This is a genomic window from Polyangiaceae bacterium, from assembly GCA_020633205.1.
GTDB lineage: Bacteria > Myxococcota_A > Polyangia > Polyangiales > Polyangiaceae > JAHBVY01.
Genome location: JACKEB010000011.1, coordinates 867306 through 884778, shown reverse-complemented (window position 1 = coordinate 884778; position 17473 = coordinate 867306). Strand labels below are relative to the sequence as shown.

Sequence of the window (17473 nt, the reverse complement as noted above, 5' to 3'; positions counted from 1 at the left end):
CGTGCCGCGACGTTTGAGTGTTGATAGATCTGAGCCCATGCGCTGGGACCAGAATCATAAGAGCTCGGACGTTGTGGACCGTCGGGGTCAGGGAGGTGGGGCTGGCCTCCTGGGACTCATCCCGCTGCTCATCCGCTCGCCGCTGGGCCTGGTGGGCACTTTGATCGTGGTTGGACTCTACGTGGGTTACCGCTTCTTTCTTGGTGGTGGACTTGGGCTGAGTCAGGATAGCGCCGGCGGCGGACAGCAAACCAAGGACGAGTCGATCGCGTTCGTCTCGTTCGTGCTGGACGACGTACAAAAGACCTGGGAGCGCAAGTACCCGGGCGGCAAGTACCAAAAGGCAAAGCTGGTGGTCTTCACCGGTAGCACCCCTTCCGCGTGTGGAACCGGCCGCGCCTCTACTGGCCCTTTTTATTGCCCCGCGGATCGCAACGCGTACATCGACCTGAGCTTCTACGACGCCCTGAGAAAGCGCCTGGGCGCCCCTGGAGACTTCGCCCAGGCCTATGTGATTGCCCACGAGATCGGCCATCACGTCCAGAACCTCATGGGGACTAGCGCGAAGGTTCACGCGGCACCCAAGTCCCAACAAGCCGGTGCCAATGGCTTGTCCGTGCGGCTGGAGCTCCAGGCGGACTGCTACGCAGGTGTGTGGGGCCACGACACCAGCCAGCGCAAGCTGCTCGAGGAAGGCGACCTGGAGGAGGCGCTGACGGCGGCGGCAGCGATCGGTGACGATCGACTTCAGAAGCAGGCGACTGGCACCGTCTCTCCAGAGACGTTCTCCCACGGTACCTCCGCCCAGCGGGTGAAGTGGTTTCAACGCGGATACAAATCTGGCGACCCGGCGGAGTGCGACACCTTCAGCGTCCCCGCACCGTAGGCCACTCGCCTCGGCACACTCCTTGCTCAGAGTCGGTCAGCCGCCATGATCGAGCGATCGACCTCCCCCACATTCCGAGCGCCTGCACAGCAGGTCCAGGCGCCAACTGCTTCCAAGCACCTCGGAACCACGCTGCGCCGGGTCTGGCAGGAAGTGAGTGAAGACAATCTCTCGCTCGTTTCCGCCGGCGTGGCGTTCTACGCCTTTCTCTCTCTGGTTCCCGCGCTCAGCGCGGTGATCTCAATCTGGGGGCTATTTGCCACGCCCGAGCGCCTTCAGGCCCAATTGGTCACGCTCCAGGGCGTCGTTCCCCCGAACGTGTTCGGCCTGCTGCGAGAACAAATGCAACGCGTCGCGGAGACCAACTCGAACAGCCTCGGCTTCGGAGCTTTGGGCTCAGCCCTAGTTTCCCTCTGGATTTCCAAGAAGGGCGTCGAGGCGATCATCGACGCAACCCACATCGCCTACGATGAAGAGGACGAGCGGAGCCTCGTGCGTCGCACCCTGGTAGCGCTCGGCCTGACCGTGGTCTCCGCCGTGGTGTTCGTGCTGACCGTCGGCTTGGCACTCCTGGTTCCCCTAGCGCTTGCTCAGCTCGGAATTGCTACGGCCTCTGCGACGCTGTTCAGCGTCCTGCGCTGGCCTCTGCTCGGGGGAATCGTGTTTAGCGCCCTGTGCGTGTTGTACCGCCTGACCCCGCGGCGGGTGACGAGGTGGCGCGAAGTGCTGCCTGGGGCGTCGATTGCAGCCCTGGCTTGGCTGGTGCTTTCAGCAGCGTTTTCTTTGTACGCGTCGGAGTTCGCGAACTACCAGCGGATCTACGGCTCCCTTGGCGCCGTGGTGGCTCTGTTGCTTTGGCTTTGGCTGAGTTCGTACATCGTCCTCGTCGGGGCGGAGCTGAACTCTGAGGTGTACCCGAGCGCCCAGTCAGCGGACTAGGCGTGCCCAGTGTTTAGGCGTGGGAACTAGTATGGCTCAGCCGAGGCAGTGTGCCGCTGACCTGTCTGCGCCGCTGCGGCGTTCTCCAGCAGGAACTCACCCACCCAAGCGGCCGACTGTGTGGCGCAGTCATTGCTAGTTTGGTCGCGCTCCTTCGTTGGAGAGCTCTGGAGGTCTGAAATGTCTACGATCTACGATGAAATCAAGAACGACCATCGCACCCTGGAGAAGCTCATGGACGCACTCACCGAAACCCACGGCGAGAGTGAGGAGCGCGCCGCGTTGTTCGAAGAGTTTCGCAAGCTCCTCGAGGTGCATTCCCACGCGGAAGAGCGAGCATTCTACGCCGCTATCCTTCCAAGCGCAGACGCGCGAGAAAAGACGGCTCACGGTATGAAGGAGCATTGCGAAGCCGCTGAGCTGCTCGACGAGCTCGAGCACCTCAGCCAGGGCAGCGGAGGATGGCTCCCGAAGATGCGAAAGCTCCGCGAGGCAGTACGCCATCACATCAAAGAAGAGGAACAAGAGGTCTTCGCCAAGGCACGCAAGGTCTTGCCCGCCAAGACAGCCGAGCAAATCGCGAAGCGCTTCTTGGACTTCAAGCAGGACGAGTCGTAACCGGGGCTCGGAGCAGCAGGTATCGCGATGCAGCTGTTCAACTGTGAATGTGACTCCCTGGTGTTCTTCGAGAACACCCAATGCACGGACTGCGGTCGGACCGTCGGCTTCGACCCAATCTCCCGCTCGATGCTGGCGCTGGAAGCGGCCCCGGCCGCAGAGCTCCTCTCCCCCCAAACAGGTAATGCGTACAGGCGCTGCGCCAACTGGCTGGAGTATGACGCCTGCAACTGGCTGGTTCCGGTGGAGGAGAGGGACGCCCGCTACTGCAAGGCTTGTCGCCTAAATGATTGCGTGCCCGATCTCTCCAACGAGACGCACCTAGCACTCTGGAAGCGCATGGAGGCAGCCAAACGGCGCCTGCTGTACACCTTGTTGACCCTCGGCTTACCCCTCGCGTCCCAGGCGGAGGCTGAGAACGGACTCGCATTTCGTTTCCTTGCGGATCATAGGCTGGGTACCAACCCCGACGGTCCTCAGGTGATGACCGGACATGCCTCAGGGGTGATCACCATCAACCTGGCGGAAGCCGACGAGGTCGAGCGCATCCAGACAAGACAACAAATGGGGGAAGCGTATCGAACGCTACTCGGCCACTTCCGCCACGAGATCGGGCACTACTATTGGGATGTCCTGGTCCGCGACTCACCACACCTGACCGGATTTCGAGAGCTGTTCGGAGATGAACGCATCGACTACGCCCACGCCCTCGAACAGCACTACGCCGCGCCTCCGGACCCAAACTACGCCGACCACTATGTCAGCGCGTACGCCGCGAGCCACCCCTGGGAAGATTGGGCGGAGAGCTGGGCGCACTACCTCCATCTCGTGGACGGGCTCGAGACCGCGAGCACCTTGGGTATTCAGACCCACAAGCACGCGCGCAGACTGGTTGAGCCGACGTGGACGCCAATTGGCAGCTCTGCAGAGCTCACGTCTGGGCAGTTCGAACAAACACCGCGTTTCGAACAATCACTGCAGTTCGAGCAATCACTGCGAGCCTGGACCTGGCTGTCCCTCGCGATGAACGAGCTAAATCGCAGCCTCGGTATGCGGGACTGCTATCCGTTCGCGCTCAGCGCTCCCGTGATGCGCAAGCTCGAGTTGGTTCACGGGGTAGTGACCTCGAGCGCACCTGGAGAGCATTCGTGAGTTCGTCACTGGACCGTGCACTGCGGCTGAATCGTCACTTCTCGCAAGGCTACGCCCAGGCAAAGACCAAGGCAGTCAGTCGGGCACTGATGGCATCGAACCCCACCATCATCCGCGTCGAGTCGGCCTTGGTGTTGCTGCGCTCCGGCACGCGCGAACGCGCGGAAATCCTGGGTGACGACTACCACGCATACAAATCCGTTGCGCATGTGCCGGCTACGCTCACGCTGGCGCTGACTCAACCAACGCCACCGCCAACCCCACAGCTCGAGTCCCTACTCGAAGATTTGCGGGTCTTGTTGGATTCTTCGGCCCTCGATTCCCGCCTGCGCGCCGCCGCAGCGCCTTGTATGTCACTGGTCGAGGCTTGGCTAGAGGCGCGCCACACCACGCAGGACGCGGCGCCTCCGGACGAGCGAGTTGCGAAGTTCAAGCTGGAGGCACAGCGGGCGATCGGGCCATGCATGGTCGCCGCCGCCCGCGCTGAACTCGCGCAACTCCACGAGGTTGTTTCCGCGTGGACTAAGGCCTTCAACCAGGACGACTGGCGCAGCTTGAAGGTCGTCATCTGCGCGAGCCATCAGGCGCGCTACCGCGAGTCGACAAAGCTCTACTTCACTAGGCTGCTGGCCGATGCGCTTGGTCGCAAACAGCGGTCGACGACGCACGCGGCGGATGAACACCAGGTAATTTACGCGGAGAACTGCAACACCGAGGATGACGCGCTCAATTTGCTGGCGATGCATCACGTCGATCGCGATCTCGCGAGCTGGCTACTGGGCGACGAGAGCAGCCTTCAGAAGGACGTGATCGGAGACACCTTTGCGCGACTGCTCGACGAGTTGTTCGACTGAGTCGCTTCGAGCGAGCACCTGCGCTCTCGGTGTACCTCGCACACCGAGAGCGAAGCGGTGCCGTCAGCGCCCGAGGACCTCTGGAGCGTAGCGCCTGGCGAGCGCCGATGCGACGCCTGGCAGCACAGCGGTCATCAGCAGTCGTTGCCCTTGTTCCAACATGGGATGTGGCGCGGAGGACGTCGGTTGCTTGCGCTTCTTGGCCTTCTTCGGCTTCGGCATGCTCACGAGCATGGCTTGGACCTGAGGCTGCTTTCGCCCGAGCAGCATGCCGATCCCAACAGCGCCGGCGATCAGCGCCCAGGGACGCTTCTTCATCTGATGATCGAAGCTCAGGGCTTGTTTGCCCTTCTTCGCAGCGTTCACTGCGCGATCCTCGAGGCGCTCGAGCTTGTCCTCGATGTCGGCCTTCTTGGCCTCAATCTCACGTTCGACTTGGTCGACGGTAGTAGTCATGAGTGCTTCTTCACCTTTCGAGTCTTGGCATAGAGAGCCACGGCGGCGAGCGTTGGCACGCTGGCGATCACCAACATCGAGAGCTCCAGTGGCAAGTGGGAGGCGCGGGACAGTCCTAGCGCCGATGCGAACGCGAGCATGGCGACGACGATCAGCGCCATGCCGAGTGCACCCAAACCAAGAAAGACGCGACGCACCACGTCTTTGAGTTCGTCGCGTGCTTGAAGTTTGCTGACCTCGAGTTCCTTGAGGGCGAGGTCCTTCATATCGAGCAGGAGCTCACGCACCAGCGCTGGTGTGCTCTCACTCGGGAGCGGGGCGTTCATGACGTGAGACGACCGATCAGGTAGCCAAGGCCGACCCCCGCCAGGATCGCGGGGATGGGGTGGCGCTTCACCACAGCAGTGACATCCTCGACCAGCTGATCGTAGTCAGCGCCTTCGAGATAACTGCCCACGTTCTCGAGGCTGCCGGCAGCTCGCTCGGTGAGGTCCGCTTCGCGGACTCGATCCGCGGCGACTTGAGCGGATTGCCCTACGGAAGTAGTGACCTCGTCAACGCGATGGTTGACCTTGTCGTGAACGGACTGGTTGCGGTTGGTGGTTAGGGTGTTTTCCATGATGGCGCAGATGCACGCAGCATGCCCATGCGAACCGCCGGAGTTCTCCCGCGCTGGCTTTGCCAACACGCGCTCCGTCGCCCCGGCCATGGCGCATTTGCTGCTCGCCAAATGTCCCCAACCGTCGGGGCTGGTGCGGCGCGCTACTTATTGGCCGCCCCCCACGGAAACTCACACGTCTCACCATTGCTGATGGCGTTCTTGCTCCGGCTCCAGCCGATCGCCGGCGCAGGCACCACCTTGGCGGCGACGTTGACCGTCAGGGCGCCTTCGTAGACCGTGCACTGAACGACGTCCTTCTTCTGAATGGGCTCGAACTCGTGCTTCTCCATCAAGCGCTGCCCCTTGAGCTTGAGGATCCCTCGGGCGTCCAAGCTGAAGGAGATGTACTCCTCCCCGCTGCTCACGCCACCAGCGAACCCAGGTTCGTCGTAGTTCCCCACTCGCGCGACGTCGATCTTGCGTTTGAGCTCCCCCGCGTCGTCAAAGGCGAAGAGAGTGAGGCCGAAGGGATCAATCATCAGCAGATAGGTCCCGCCTTTGACGCCATTGATTCGCGCTCCGTACCGGTAGAGGCGGTCCGGTTGCAGCGTCCAGTCGAGCCCGACGTTTTGAATCAATGGCAGGTACTTCGTTTCAACCCGCGGCCCGACGTCGACCTTGGTTTCCAGAGTCACCTCGGCTGGCGCTTCGAGCACCTTGAACCGGTCCGCAAACTCGCTCAGCAGCGCCGTTCGCGCCGCCTTCGCCGCCTTGCGCCCATCAGCGGTGGGAGCCCACGCAGGGTGAGACTTCCAATACTCGAAGCCTGGAATGGTTGCGCCGTCACAAGTCCAGTACCCCGTCTCGTCCGCAGCGCACGCCCACTTTTCCGTGATGGCGAGGTCAGAGAACTTACCCTTCAGCCCAACTTCCGACTTATCGCAAGCGATTGAGCCTTCGGCATCGAGCCAGCAGAGTCGCTTCCCCGCGGCAACAAGCTTCTTGACGGCACCTGGTACTTCCCGGGCGCTGCAAGTCGCCTTCTCGCCTTCGAGGGCGCACACGAAGTCCTTGCCTGCGACCAGTCTGCTGAAGTTCCCTTTGGCGCCCAGAGTGGGTGCGTTGGTCCCCCAGCAGCGAACGCCGCCGTCGCTCGTAGCGCAAGCGAAGCAGTCACCCCCCAACGCGATCTGCCCGGCGCTCAAACCCGCAGGCGGTGTGAGGTCGCAGGTCGCGTTGTTGCTCCAACAATGCGTGGCGCCGCTTTGCTCGACGGCGCACGCGTTCTCTCCCGATGCCGCGACGGCGCGGAACTTCGCATCAGGAGCAACGGCCTCGCCGCCCGCGTCGGCTCCAGCGTCGGAGGCTTCTGCAGTCCCCAACTTCAGCGGGGCATCCCCAACGACGACTAGCTTGAGCCCACCGCCGATCCCAATCACGAAGCCGTCCCCCATGGCGGCGCTGGTCCACCCTGCAGCCGTCTTGCCAGACAACCCACCAGAGAAGCAATTCAGGCTGCCTGAGTGAGTCACCCCACATAAGGAATCTCTGCTGCTGTAGATCGCCTTGAAGGGCAGCTGCGGATCGCGAATCTTCTCCGCGTCGCGAGGCAGATCTGGCGAGTCCTTAGGCAGCTCGGCCAGCCTCACGCGGAAGTCCTTCAGCGCAATCTGAGTGAAGCGCTCGGCAAAGGGCTTGTCTGCCTGAGGTGCTGCGGAGGCAGACGGCGCCTCGGCCGCGCTCGGCTGGGCGCTGGCTGATGCGGCGCCAACCGGCGCGGGCTCCTCTGATTTTCCGCAGCCTGCGAGGGCCAGAATTGCCCCAAGGAAATAACAGTATCTCACGGCGGCGAGAGTCTAACCCCAGGTGCTGATCTTGCCCCAGACGCGGTCGGCCTGATCTTGCTGGATGCGCACGCGGCTGGCGTGGAACATCACCCGCATCACCTTGGAGGTGACGCTCAGCTTCACTCGATTGCTGCTCTCGGTCTTCTGGAACACGGCTTCGGAACCGGGAGCTGGCAACGGGAAGGAGAGTTCGCTCTTGTCGTGGTTACGTCCCCCGGCACAGCGAGCCCCGATGAAGGGGTGCTCTTTGTTCGCGATGCCGGTGGCGAGATCGATGACCTCGATACAGCGCATCCCGGAGTCGAGGATGTACACGCGATTCTTGGTCCAGATCTCGTAGACGCGCCGAATGCTCGCGAGCGCCGACGGACCATTTACCGTACGGATATCTAGCTCGACGTCGGGGCGCTCCATTGGACCTGGAGGCGGCGGAGAGGGCTCCGGCTCTGCAAACTGGATGCGCGTTGCCGCCCCGGCCTTGGGCATATCGTCTTCTTCGACGACCCACTCCGGCGGCGACCACACGACGGTGGGTTCGTCATCCCATTGATTCGACACGTTGGCTCCTCGATGAATCGGTTCAGAACATCGGGGAGAGGTCGCCAGCCTTGATCCAGCCAACGATGCCCTTCTCCAAGGCGGAGTACTGCTCAACGGAGAAACCCAGTGCCGCGCGGTAAGCCTCGAGGCGCTCGGCCTCCTCCTTGCTGATCTTGCCGTCGGCCATGGCAAGCATCACTGCGCACTGCATGGCGAGCGTCTTGAGAGCAGGATCCTCACCCAGAGCAACCGCCAACTCCGCGGGAGTGATCGCCGGAACCTTAGACGGCTCCTCGAGACCAAGGTCCTCATCCAACCCCTGAACCAGCTCGGTGATCATCGCGAGCTCTTCTTCGTGCATGCCGTCGCTCTCGGCGATGTCACGCAACGCGCCGGCGATGGCCAAAGCCTCGTGGCTGCTGATCGGGATCTCGGAGAAGAGCGGATTCAGGTCGGTCATACGGGCATCCTACAGTGCCAGGCGGCCGCTTTGAACAGCTGCTTTCACGCGGCATTGAGCGCGATGCGCAGCCGCTCCGCAGCCGGTGCGAAGGCGACCCGCATCACCTGATCCATGTGCCAAAAGTTCACGAGCCGATCCTGCTCGTACAGATGGGTGATGGCGATCAAGAACAAATCCGGGGAGCTACCCGGGTCGCGCCAGTCACCGCCCTGGCCCTCCAGACCATTCTCGAGCTCTGCGGCGATCAGCGTCAGCTGCAGCATGGCGCGTCGGTACAAGGTGGAAGGCACCGTCTCCGCGCCCACTGTCGCCACGGCGTTGCCCGATGAACCCGATGCGGCGTCGGGTTTGGGGGTGAGGTTCGCCGTCCAGCCAACCTGCGTCGGTGAGAGCTCGCTGCTCAGTAGGGGCTCCAACGCCTGCCACAAAGTCACGCCCACGCGCTGGGCCGCCGAAAGCGCGAGCGCCGTGGGAAACCCGTCTGCGATGAGCGCGTCCGCGAACTGCTGCTGTGCCTCAGGCTCCGTCGCGAGGCGCCGATACGGCTTCGCGAGGCGCTTGATCTGCCGCCCAATGTCCGAGAGCGATAGGTCGATCTTCAAGTGCGCCACGTCGATCAACGACGACGTGGGCAACGCCTCGTCAGGTACCAGGCGCGCAAACTTCGACTCCATGAAGTCCGCCAACATCTCGCTCAGGGCGATGCTCGTCGCGACGCCGAACCGCCCGAGCACGTCTTGCTTCGCAATTTCGAGCAGCGCCGCTTCGTCGACCTCCAGCGCATCATTTTCCACACGCAAACATGAGCCGAGGGTCGCCACGTCACCACCGAAAGCCGGTCCGGCGTCAGGAGTCAAGTCGTCCGCCAGCTCGAGCACCCGCGCGTACTCCCACTCGAACTCACTCAGCGCTTCTTGCCAAGTATGGCCCCAGGAGTCGTGTACCACGTACTGGTCGACCTGGTGCGTCGGCACGATCATCACCATCGTCTCGAGGGTCTCGAGCAACACCTCTTCGCTCACGCCACAGGCCGCAACCAAGCGGCCCCAGAGCGGCTCCGCAGGTCGATTGGGTGCCAGGCCGAACGCGGGGAAGCGCAAGGTGTTCGCTGTGTTGGCCTTGCGGAGCTTGACCATGAAGGCGCCGATCACCGCTTGCTCTTCCGCGCTGCGCTCGTCCCAGTCGTCCTTCAAGAGCTGGTCCTTCTTGCGCGGCACGCAAGGGAAGATGCTGGTGCCCGTGATGACCCAGTCGATGTCCCCGACGCGCCAAGGCAGCTCGCCGTAGAGCACATCCATCAGCACCAGACGTGGGTCTCGGGAACCAGATTTCTGTTCCTCGAGGAACTGCGTCACGCAAGCGGTGATCTTCAGCTTGATGTCCAGGTTGCTCGTCAGGTGCGCGACCTTTGCCTCGAGCTCCCGCATCTCAGCGTCGCTCCAGCCAAATGCCCCTTGCACCGCGCGACGCATCGCCGCGCGCGCTCCCGCGTCCACTGGAAAGTCGACAGGGAACTTCGCCAAGGTGCGCGTGCCAGCGGTGTCGACCAAGGGCGCAGAGCTGGTCTCCGCGTAACGCATCCAGAGCAGCACCGCCTCGGAGAACCAGCGCCGAAAATTCGGTGCTTCGACGGACAGGGACTCCGGGATCGGCTCCCGGTAGGCCCAAGCTTGCTCGAGGAGCTTTGCGTAGAGCGCGCGTGCTTCGGTCTGACGGGCGCTGAGTCCTGTCTCCTCTTCAGTGAGCTTTTGGATGCGTGCCAGCGCTTCCAGGGCGGGGGCCCAAGCGTCTGGCAAGAAGGGGCTAAGGGCGTGTTGTCGGCTGAGAATCGTCATCGCGTTTCCGTAAGGTTTCTAGGCGGCGCTCCTCACCCCCAAACCCGCCTGAAGCTCGAGCAGGCCGTGCGTCACTCAGGCATAGCCGACGAGGCGCTGCAACTCTTCCCGTTCGCGACTCAAACCAGCAGCGTCATCGCGCAGCCGCGAGCGCCAGGGCTCCGGCAAGTACTCGAGGTGGTTCGTGTAGAGCACGGCCTCGATGGTCTGCAGCAGGAGCTTCGTCTGGTTGCCTTCCGGAACGTAACAGCGCGCTTGGTGCTCGAAGGTCGTGATCGGCACCGGGAGCAAGCCCTTGTCGTCAGGCTCCACGCCCGCCTGGCGCGCGGCGCGTCGGGCGCGATTGCAGATCAGCTCGAGGGCAGCCGGCGTCACGAAGCCAAGCGCCTCGAACACCTTGTCGAGGGACTCCGAGCTTGGCTCGTTGCCTTCCTCATCCAGGCGGATCTTGCGGCTCCTACAGATGGCGTTCAGCACCGCGAGTTTTTCTTCGGGCGTCTCCGGCGCGAGGATCGGGACGTGCTCTTCCACGCGTCCGGGGCGGCCCGTGTCCGGCGCGAGATTGAAGGGGCGCGCGGTGAGCAACAGCCAGAAGATGCGCCCGCGGTACTCCGGATCGCCCATGAAGGCGGTGAAGGCGCCGAACACGCGCTCGTCGACCTTGTTGCCAGGCGAAGACTGCTCGTTGCCCAGCATCTTGTCGGCTTCGTCGATGATCACGATGTTCGGCGTCATCGACTTCAGGATGCTGAAGATGATGTCCAGGTTGCTCTCGGTCTGACCGACGTACATGCCGCGGAAGTTCTTCAGCGACACGCAGTTGAGCCCGCTGTCTCGCGCGAAGGCTTTGGCGATGAAGGTCTTGCCGACGCCGTTTGGCCCGGGGCACACCACGCCGACGGGCACGTCATCAATGCCAATCGCCAAATCCTTTGCCGTACGGATAAAGAAATCCTTGATGGCGTCGTTGCCACCCACGGCGTTCATGCCATGCTTGGGCATCATGATTTCCAGCATGCCACGGCTGTCGCGCTCGATCAGCTCACGCTTGCGCTCCATCACGAAGCTGGAGGAGAGCTTGCGCTCTTCGGAGTGCATCGCGCGCCAGAACAAGTGACGAATGCCCGTCAGCGTGAGCCCGGCGGTCTGCTCCACCAAGCCCTCTTCGCTCACATCCATGGTCACGGGCGGCTTGCCCTCCACCACGAACTTCGCCTGCTGCCATTTGATGTAGCGGCGGCGCGCTTCTTCGTCCGGACGCGGCACGCTGATCTCGTGCACCACCTCTTGGCGCACGATATCCGGGTGCATCGAATGCAGGTTCGGCGTGATCAAGAAACACACGGCGTCTCGCGCGTCGGGCTGCTGCAAGCGCTCGTAGAAGAGCCGCGCAAAGCGCTGCAAGGTGACCGCGTTGATACGGTCGCCTTCACTCATGTGCTGGGGGTCGCCGTTCGGCGCGACGTGCTCGGCGTACTCGAGGATCACCGCCACCGGGCGCTTGCTCGCCTCGATGCCGACGATGAACGCCTCGATGAAGGCAAGCGCCTTGGTCGGTTCCCGAGGGAAATCGTAGATGCTCTGGATGATGCGCTCTTTGCCGCTGCGATTCTGATTGGCAAGCTGCAAGAACTGCTGCGCCTCTTTGTCATCGACGAAGCGCATGCCCCGAGAGACATCGTAGTTGATGGCGATGTAGTCGCCACGCTTGAGCATCGCCTCGAGATAGGTCCGCAGGGAAACGTAGTCACCCTCGAGCGGGAACACGTCTTCGATGTTGTCGTGGAGCACGAACATCGCAGACTCACGGCGGTTGTAGGCCTCGCGAAACTCTTCGGCCCAGGGCAAGTACTGCTCGCTCTCGCTCATGCTCCCCCGACACTCCCTCACGCATGCGCCAAACTAGCGCAAATAAACTAGACCTCAGTAGCTCGAGATGCGCCGATTTCGGCGCTCTCCCATGATGCTGGTGCGCCCAACCAACTCATCACAAGCGCGGCCAGCCGCGATCAAGCGCTGCTGCAGCTCGCCCACGTTGTGGCCCTGATTCGCGCCCATCGCCGCGTCCGCCTTGCGCAGCTCCATCGCGAGCTTGAACTCCTGCAAGTTCGACTCGATGACGGTGAGCACGCTGCGGATCTGGTGCTGCTTCTCGAGAGCCTGGGTCCACTGCTTGAGCGTACGCTCCGTCGACTCGTGAGCCGCGACCAGCGCGTCCCGCACGGGGCCTTCTGGCGTGCGCGCCATCTCGCGCTCCATGCGGGCCAGCTCATTCTTGAGGTAACCCACGTCGCTCTGGGCGATCACCGCCGAAAGCCGCCGGTGCAGGTTCACCAGGCCAAGGGCTCGATCCCGCAGGCCCTTGATGTCGTCTCGCGAGCTCTCGAGCACTGCCTCGACGGTGTCGCTCGCGCCGTCGGCGTAAACCGATTCGATGTTGTTGTAGTAGTAGAGGATGCGCTCGAGTACGGGGCGCAGCGCGGGCTCCGCGTTGTAGACCGCGTTCTGCAGCTCCTGAAACTCGCTCGCGACGCCTTGCTCCTTGGCTTCGTCGATCAGCTGTTGGTTCAGCTTCTTGTCGAAACCAGAGGTGACGAAGTAGCCGTAGAGCGCCGTCCCCACGCCCATCACCAGCATGCCAAGCCCAGGCGCCGCGTCCGGCGTGAGCATCGCGCTCGTCGCAACAGCAGCCGCTGCTCCCGCCGCCGCCGGCACACCGAAGACGTGGAGAAACCGATGGCGCCAGCTAAAGCACGCCTTGAGTCGATCTTTCCAGGTGGGTAGCGGAGTGACGGGAGCCACGTTTTCGTTCGATCTACTGCAGAGCCAACAAAAGCCAAGCCCCGCGATCGACGCGAGGCTTGGCCCGGGCCAGCTCAGTTGCAGTTGAAGAGCTTGAACTCCGTGCGTCGGCTGGCGTTCTTGTCCTCCACGCCATCCTTCATCAAGGGCTTCTCCGAGCCAAAGCCGCGCACATCGAAGCGCGAGGCCGGGAACGAAGACGCGTCTTTCTTCTGCAGGTAGGCGACGATCGACTTGGCGCGCTGCTCGCTGAGCGCCTTGTTCGAGGTCGCGTTGCCCACGCTGTTGGTGTGACCCCAGACGTGGACGCACAGCGCCGGGAAGCTCTTCAGCTTGTCACCGATGCCGTCCACGACGCTCTCGGCGTTGGGATCGAGAGCGGACTTGCCCTCCTGGAAGTAGATGCTCGGCAGATTGAGCGTGCCGATGGTCGAGGAGGTGTCGTCCTTCGTCTTGTCCGCAGCGTAGGTGTACTCCTTCTCGCTAGCCTGGAGCTTGGCCTCGGCCTCTTTCGAGTCCTTGCCAGCCACTTCGGCCGCGAGCTTCGCCTTCATATCCATTGCGGATTTGATGGTGAGCAAGAAGGAGTCGTTCAGCACATCCGCCGGCTTCGGCATGTCCGCCGCAGAGAGCTTGTTCTTCGCTTGCAGCAAGCGCCCCGTGCGTGAGATGCGATCCACCATCTTTGCAGGCTTTCCGCACTGGCCCCACCAGAGACACATGTTCTCCTGGTAGTCGAGGAAGTCGATGCCCTTGAGCACCGCGGTGCCCAAGCCCTGATCGCCGTTGCAGTCCGGGCCGCAGTCCGCCGTGATGAACTTACCGTGGGCGGCAGGATCTTTGATGTAGCCGTCAATCACCTTGAAATAGGCCTGGGTCAGCTTCTCGATCGCGCCCTTGTTCTTGATCACGTAGTCGCGATTGGCGACCGCGACGTCGACGATCACGTCATCCGCCTGACCACCCGTGGCGAAGACCTTCGGGTAGCCCTCCTTCTCGGCGATGGCGGTGAACGGCTGCCACAACACGGCAACCTGCACCTCGCCCTTCTTGAGCTTCTCCCAGCAGTCCTTTGCGACGACGCCTGGATCTGCCTTCACGTTCTCGAGGGCGGTGAAGGAGAGGCTCGCAAAGTCCCACAAGTGCTCGCTGGGCGTGCCGGCGGAGTAGCAGACTTTATCGCTGGGCTTCACGTCGTCGAAGCTCTTCTTGTCCTTGGACAGGAAGATGGCGTCGCCGCCGTTGCTCTCGTCGATGCCCCAGATGATGACGCCGGGATACAGGCCGTCTTTCTTGTGCTTGGCGCCGTGCTGCAGGAACGCATCCACGGTGGTCAGCACCACATCGAGATCGCCGGCTGCGAGCGCCTTCATGCGCTCGTTCTGATCGTAGTACTTCTCGTCGTCGAAGTAGGCGACGCCGATGTCGCTCTTCGCCAGCTCCTGCTCGAGCTGCGGTTCCTTACGGAAAGTGCTGTAGCCCGACCACGGGTCGCCAGCCATCTTGATCATCGTGCCGTATTGCTTGCCGGACAGCGACGTCGACTTGCCGAGCTTTTCTTCCTTGGCCTTGGAGTCTTTCTCCTCCATCGCCGGTTTGATGAACTTCGTGTAACCGAAGTAGCCACCTGCCGCGAGGATCACCAGCGGGATGCCGACGGTGAGCGCGGGACCTGGTTTGCCAGCAGCCATCAGCCGATCCCGCCCTTCTCGGTTTGCTTGGCTCCGCCAGGACCGCCGCCCGCCGATGCTTTGCGCGCCTCGAGCATCTCCTGGAACTTGCTCTTGCTCGCACGCTCTCGAGCCGCGTTCCTCAGCGCCTTGCGCTTGGACTCGCGGGTCGCACCGCTCATCTCATCGGAGATGTCAGCTTGAGCCGCAACGCCTTCGATGTACTTGTCGATGTCTCCCACCGCGGCTTCTTCGGCGCTGGTGCTCATGCCGCTCATCATGTCGCCGAAGGCCTTGCGCGCCTGGGCGCTCTGCAGCTTGGCGATCATCGCGTCCTTCTTGGACTCCATCGCCTTGGTCTTGCTCTCGAGGTCCCTGAGCTTGCTCAGGTACTCGGTGACCATGGTCTCGCTGCGTGAGAGTTCTTCCCGCACGGTACCGATTTCGGCCTCGAGCGCTTCCTTCTCGTTGAGCAGGTCTTCACCTAGCTCCGCGGCTTCCGGGTTGCCCGCCTCGGCTTCACCCAGCGCACCTTCGAGGTCGCGCTCGATTTCCGCGAGCTGCGAGGTCTTGTTTTGAATCAGGGCCCGCAGGCGATTGCGCTCGGCAGCGAGCTTGCCCACCGCCCTGTGCATCTCCTGGTAGTTCACCTTCATCTTCTGGATGGCCATCATGTAGACGGCCTCGGGGTTCGCCTGCTCGAGGCTGCGTTGTCCCTGCCAGAAGAGACCCTTAACGAAGTTCCAGAAGCGTCCTGCAACACTCATCGGTTTCTAACTTTCTCTATCCGTCGCGCCCATTTCGGAGCGCGAGCCCTGAGGTCCTGCCCGGCGAACCGAGCCAAAAGATGATCGTGGTTCTTGGGGGGTGAGGCGCGCTGTTCGCCTCTCGGTTCAGCCTTGAACCGGTGCTTGAACGTGACCAAAGAAGACGCGCGCAGCCTGCAGGCGCCCCTCTTCCACACGGCAACAATGGCGCACGCCTTCGAGCTCTGCCTGCATCGCCTGGATGCGCTGGCGGCGCTCTTCGATCTGCGCGTTGAGCTGGTCTATCTCGCCTTGAATGGTCTGAACAGCGCCATGAGCCTCGTGCTCTTTGGCCTGCAGGATGCCGTGTACCGTGCGGATCTTACGCTCGGCGTCCCGGAGCACATCGTCCTTGCTCTTGCCGATGGCACCCAGGAACGCCTGGGCCGCAGCGAGCCGCGAGGTCTGTGGCAGCGACGAATCCAGCCCGGAGAGGAACTTCTCGAGCTGCTCAACTTCGTCGGTGTCCGGGATCCCGGCTTCGTCGTATTGATCCTGGAAGTCGATCTCGACACCGTTGGCACCGGTCGTCACCTGAACGCTGCCGACCTGAACCACAGGCTGGTCGGTCACGGAGAACTCATCAGCCTGCAGGAACGCCGCGAAGTCTTCGTCGGACATTTCCTCCGGGTTGATCTCTGGCGGGGGCGCCTCTCCGCCCTCGGACTGCCAGAACAAGTTCTTCATTTTCTTCCAAGATGACATCGAGGCTCCTTAGGTGAACCCGGCTCGAAGGGGCTGTAGTCCGCGAAAGATACTAATCGGCTCGGGGTGACGTTGGGGTGGCATCCCGCCGGCGCGAGGCTGATGGCCCAATTCGCGCGCCTGAGGCGCAACCAGACCGGCCACGCCACGAACTCCCCAATCGAATCGCCAGCTTGCCGAGGGCCCTCCCCGCCGTCAACGCGAGTCGGCTTCGGATGTGCTCACGCCGGAGCGCGGAAATACGCAGGTTTCTGCGACCAGCGCCCGCGGCGGGGCAGCACGGCCTCGCGCCCGGGCTCGGACGAAACATTCCGGAAGCATTCTGCACTTCGCAACGCGGCACTCGCTGGGGAGGTGAGCCCGGAAAACGCGGAGAATTCTAGGGTCAACGCCGCAAAAGCGCGGCAGGCTGCGCCGCCATGCGAGTGCTCTGGGCAATCGTCTTCGGCTATGCGGCCTTTGCCCTAGGTGCGCTGCTTTACCTGCGCGTCAGCTACTGGGCGATGGGCTCCCACGTGGACCGGCGCTCCCCGCTGGACTCCCTCAAGAGCCTGCTCTTCGAGTGGCTGTGCGTCTTGTGGGTCCAGCCCCTGCTCCCACTCTACTTCCTGATCGGCCGGCGTCTGGGTCCAGCCTCGGCTCACACCGGCTCCCCAGCGCCGCGTCCGATCGTGTGCGTCCACGGCTACGGCCAAAACCGCGTGGATTTTATCTGGCTGGCGCGCCGTCTCGCCGCCGCGGGCCTCGGGCCTTGTTTTGGGATCAACTATTCGTTTCTGTCCAGCGTGCGCGACAGCTCCCAGCGCCTCGAGACCTTCTGCAAACGTGTCCTCGAGGAAACAGGCGCGCCACAGGTAGATCTGGTTTGTCATAGCCTTGGAGGCCTGGTCGCGATGGATCTCGCCGCGCGGCGCCCTGAGCTCATCGGCCGCATCGTCACCATCGGTTCGCCTCACGCCGGAGTGTTGTTTCGCGGTCCGATCCTCGGCGCATCGGGCGGCGACCTGAAGGCGGGCTCCGAACTGCTCAAGGAACAAGCGGCGCTCAAGGCAGGCGTGCCGGTGCTGAGCATCTACTCGAGCCACGACAACGTGGTGCACCCGAAGAGCACCTCGTTCCTATCGGCGCGCGGAGGAGAAGACATCGAGGTACCCCACCTTGGGCACTTCGGGTTGCTGTTCTCACGCAGCGTGGCCGATCCCGCGATCGCGTTCTTGAAACGCGATCTGCTGCAAGCCCAGCGCAGTCGACCGCACGGAAACAGACTTGACACCTAAGGGCGGTCAACCTAGCGAAGGC

The 17473-nt window shown here is 62.9% G+C and carries 18 protein-coding genes; 6 read left to right on the top strand and 12 right to left on the bottom strand.

Translation table 11 applies throughout. From position 1 onward, the window contains the following. Positions 1 to 37 precede the first annotated feature (37 nt). The 5 genes from H6718_10420 to H6718_10400 all read left to right on the top strand — a co-directional run bounded on the left by H6718_10420 (position 38) and on the right by H6718_10400 (position 4449). Positions 38 to 886, top strand: coding sequence for a zinc metallopeptidase (locus H6718_10420; GenBank protein ID MCB9585806.1), 849 nt, complete (start codon positions 38 to 40; stop codon positions 884 to 886). 45 nt (positions 887 to 931) lie between these two features. Next, a complete protein-coding gene (locus H6718_10415) occupies positions 932 to 1825 on the top strand; it encodes a YihY/virulence factor BrkB family protein (protein MCB9585805.1) in 894 nt (297 codons plus the stop codon). Between the two features lie 180 nt (positions 1826 to 2005). Then, positions 2006 to 2443 (top strand): hemerythrin domain-containing protein, encoded by a 438-nt coding sequence (locus tag H6718_10410; protein ID MCB9585804.1) that lies wholly within the window; start codon positions 2006 to 2008, stop codon positions 2441 to 2443. Between the two features lie 27 nt (positions 2444 to 2470). Next, on the top strand, positions 2471 to 3595 hold the full coding sequence (locus H6718_10405) for a putative zinc-binding metallopeptidase (protein ID MCB9585803.1): 1125 nt from the start codon (positions 2471 to 2473) through the stop codon (positions 3593 to 3595). Further along, positions 3592 to 4449: a hypothetical protein gene (locus tag H6718_10400; GenBank protein ID MCB9585802.1), complete on the top strand. Its 858-nt coding sequence runs from the start codon at positions 3592 to 3594 to the stop codon at positions 4447 to 4449. Before H6718_10405 ends, H6718_10400 begins: the two co-directional genes overlap by 4 nt. Positions 4450 to 4512: 63 nt before the next feature. Here H6718_10400 and H6718_10395 read toward each other — a convergent pair whose 3' ends face one another. The 12 genes from H6718_10395 to H6718_10340 all read right to left on the bottom strand — a co-directional run bounded on the left by H6718_10395 (position 4513) and on the right by H6718_10340 (position 16174). Beyond that, a complete protein-coding gene (locus tag H6718_10395; GenBank protein MCB9585801.1) occupies positions 4513 to 4905 on the bottom strand; it encodes a hypothetical protein in 393 nt (130 codons plus the stop codon). Then, positions 4902 to 5231 carry a phage holin family protein gene (locus H6718_10390; GenBank protein MCB9585800.1) on the bottom strand — a complete coding sequence of 110 codons (330 nt, stop codon included), beginning with the start codon at positions 5229 to 5231 and terminating at the stop codon, positions 4902 to 4904. Before H6718_10390 ends, H6718_10395 begins: the two co-directional genes overlap by 4 nt. Next, positions 5228 to 5614 (bottom strand): hypothetical protein, encoded by a 387-nt coding sequence (locus tag H6718_10385; protein MCB9585799.1) that lies wholly within the window; start codon positions 5612 to 5614, stop codon positions 5228 to 5230. Before H6718_10385 ends, H6718_10390 begins: the two co-directional genes overlap by 4 nt. 53 nt (positions 5615 to 5667) lie before the next feature. Continuing rightward, positions 5668 to 7350, bottom strand: coding sequence for a hypothetical protein (locus H6718_10380; GenBank protein ID MCB9585798.1), 1683 nt, complete (start codon positions 7348 to 7350; stop codon positions 5668 to 5670). Positions 7351 to 7362: 12 nt separating this feature from the next. Further along, positions 7363 to 7911, bottom strand: a complete 549-nt coding sequence (locus H6718_10375) for a hypothetical protein (GenBank protein MCB9585797.1) — start codon at positions 7909 to 7911, stop codon at positions 7363 to 7365. A gap of 22 nt (positions 7912 to 7933) precedes the next feature. After that, entirely contained in the window at positions 7934 to 8353 is a 420-nt protein-coding gene (locus tag H6718_10370) for a tellurite resistance TerB family protein (protein MCB9585796.1), read from the bottom strand. A 44-nt stretch (positions 8354 to 8397) separates the two neighbouring features. Beyond that, positions 8398 to 10191, bottom strand: a complete 1794-nt coding sequence (locus tag H6718_10365; protein ID MCB9585795.1) for a hypothetical protein — start codon at positions 10189 to 10191, stop codon at positions 8398 to 8400. Between the two features lie 75 nt (positions 10192 to 10266). Then, positions 10267 to 12060, bottom strand: coding sequence for an ATP-binding protein (locus tag H6718_10360; protein ID MCB9585794.1), 1794 nt, complete (start codon positions 12058 to 12060; stop codon positions 10267 to 10269). Positions 12061 to 12114: 54 nt separating this feature from the next. After that, positions 12115 to 12993, bottom strand: a complete 879-nt coding sequence (locus H6718_10355; protein ID MCB9585793.1) for a hypothetical protein — start codon at positions 12991 to 12993, stop codon at positions 12115 to 12117. A 74-nt stretch (positions 12994 to 13067) separates the two neighbouring features. Then, positions 13068 to 14684 (bottom strand): OmpA family protein, encoded by a 1617-nt coding sequence (locus H6718_10350; protein MCB9585792.1) that lies wholly within the window; start codon positions 14682 to 14684, stop codon positions 13068 to 13070. Beyond that, a complete protein-coding gene (locus H6718_10345) occupies positions 14684 to 15430 on the bottom strand; it encodes a PspA/IM30 family protein (GenBank protein ID MCB9585791.1) in 747 nt (248 codons plus the stop codon). Before H6718_10345 ends, H6718_10350 begins: the two co-directional genes overlap by 1 nt. A gap of 126 nt (positions 15431 to 15556) precedes the next feature. Further along, positions 15557 to 16174: a hypothetical protein gene (locus H6718_10340; GenBank protein ID MCB9585790.1), complete on the bottom strand. Its 618-nt coding sequence runs from the start codon at positions 16172 to 16174 to the stop codon at positions 15557 to 15559. 419 nt (positions 16175 to 16593) lie between these two features. Between H6718_10340 and H6718_10335 the strand changes: the two genes are divergently transcribed. Beyond that, positions 16594 to 17451, top strand: a complete 858-nt coding sequence (locus H6718_10335) for an alpha/beta fold hydrolase (protein MCB9585789.1) — start codon at positions 16594 to 16596, stop codon at positions 17449 to 17451. The last annotated feature ends 22 nt before the right edge of the window (positions 17452 to 17473 follow it).

What these genes read in the sequence shown, in the direction of transcription:
- H6718_10420 (MCB9585806.1), top strand. Translation starts at nt 38, where the DNA reads ATGCGCTGGGACCAGAATCATAAGAGCTCGGACGTTGTGGACCGTCGG.
- H6718_10415 (MCB9585805.1), top strand. Translation starts at nt 932, where the DNA reads ATGATCGAGCGATCGACCTCCCCCACATTCCGAGCGCCTGCACAGCAG.
- H6718_10410 (MCB9585804.1), top strand. Translation starts at nt 2,006, where the DNA reads ATGTCTACGATCTACGATGAAATCAAGAACGACCATCGCACCCTGGAG.
- H6718_10405 (MCB9585803.1), top strand. Translation starts at nt 2,471, where the DNA reads ATGCAGCTGTTCAACTGTGAATGTGACTCCCTGGTGTTCTTCGAGAAC.
- H6718_10395 (MCB9585801.1), bottom strand. Translation starts at nt 4,905, where the DNA reads ATGACTACTACCGTCGACCAAGTCGAACGTGAGATTGAGGCCAAGAAG.
- H6718_10390 (MCB9585800.1), bottom strand. Translation starts at nt 5,231, where the DNA reads ATGAACGCCCCGCTCCCGAGTGAGAGCACACCAGCGCTGGTGCGTGAG.
- H6718_10385 (MCB9585799.1), bottom strand. Translation starts at nt 5,614, where the DNA reads ATGGCCGGGGCGACGGAGCGCGTGTTGGCAAAGCCAGCGCGGGAGAAC.
- H6718_10370 (MCB9585796.1), bottom strand. Translation starts at nt 8,353, where the DNA reads ATGACCGACCTGAATCCGCTCTTCTCCGAGATCCCGATCAGCAGCCAC.
- H6718_10365 (MCB9585795.1), bottom strand. Translation starts at nt 10,191, where the DNA reads ATGACGATTCTCAGCCGACAACACGCCCTTAGCCCCTTCTTGCCAGAC.
- H6718_10360 (MCB9585794.1), bottom strand. Translation starts at nt 12,060, where the DNA reads ATGAGCGAGAGCGAGCAGTACTTGCCCTGGGCCGAAGAGTTTCGCGAG.
- H6718_10350 (MCB9585792.1), bottom strand. Translation starts at nt 14,684, where the DNA reads ATGGCTGCTGGCAAACCAGGTCCCGCGCTCACCGTCGGCATCCCGCTG.
- H6718_10345 (MCB9585791.1), bottom strand. Translation starts at nt 15,430, where the DNA reads ATGAGTGTTGCAGGACGCTTCTGGAACTTCGTTAAGGGTCTCTTCTGG.
- H6718_10340 (MCB9585790.1), bottom strand. Translation starts at nt 16,174, where the DNA reads ATGTCATCTTGGAAGAAAATGAAGAACTTGTTCTGGCAGTCCGAGGGC.
- H6718_10335 (MCB9585789.1), top strand. Translation starts at nt 16,594, where the DNA reads ATGCGAGTGCTCTGGGCAATCGTCTTCGGCTATGCGGCCTTTGCCCTA.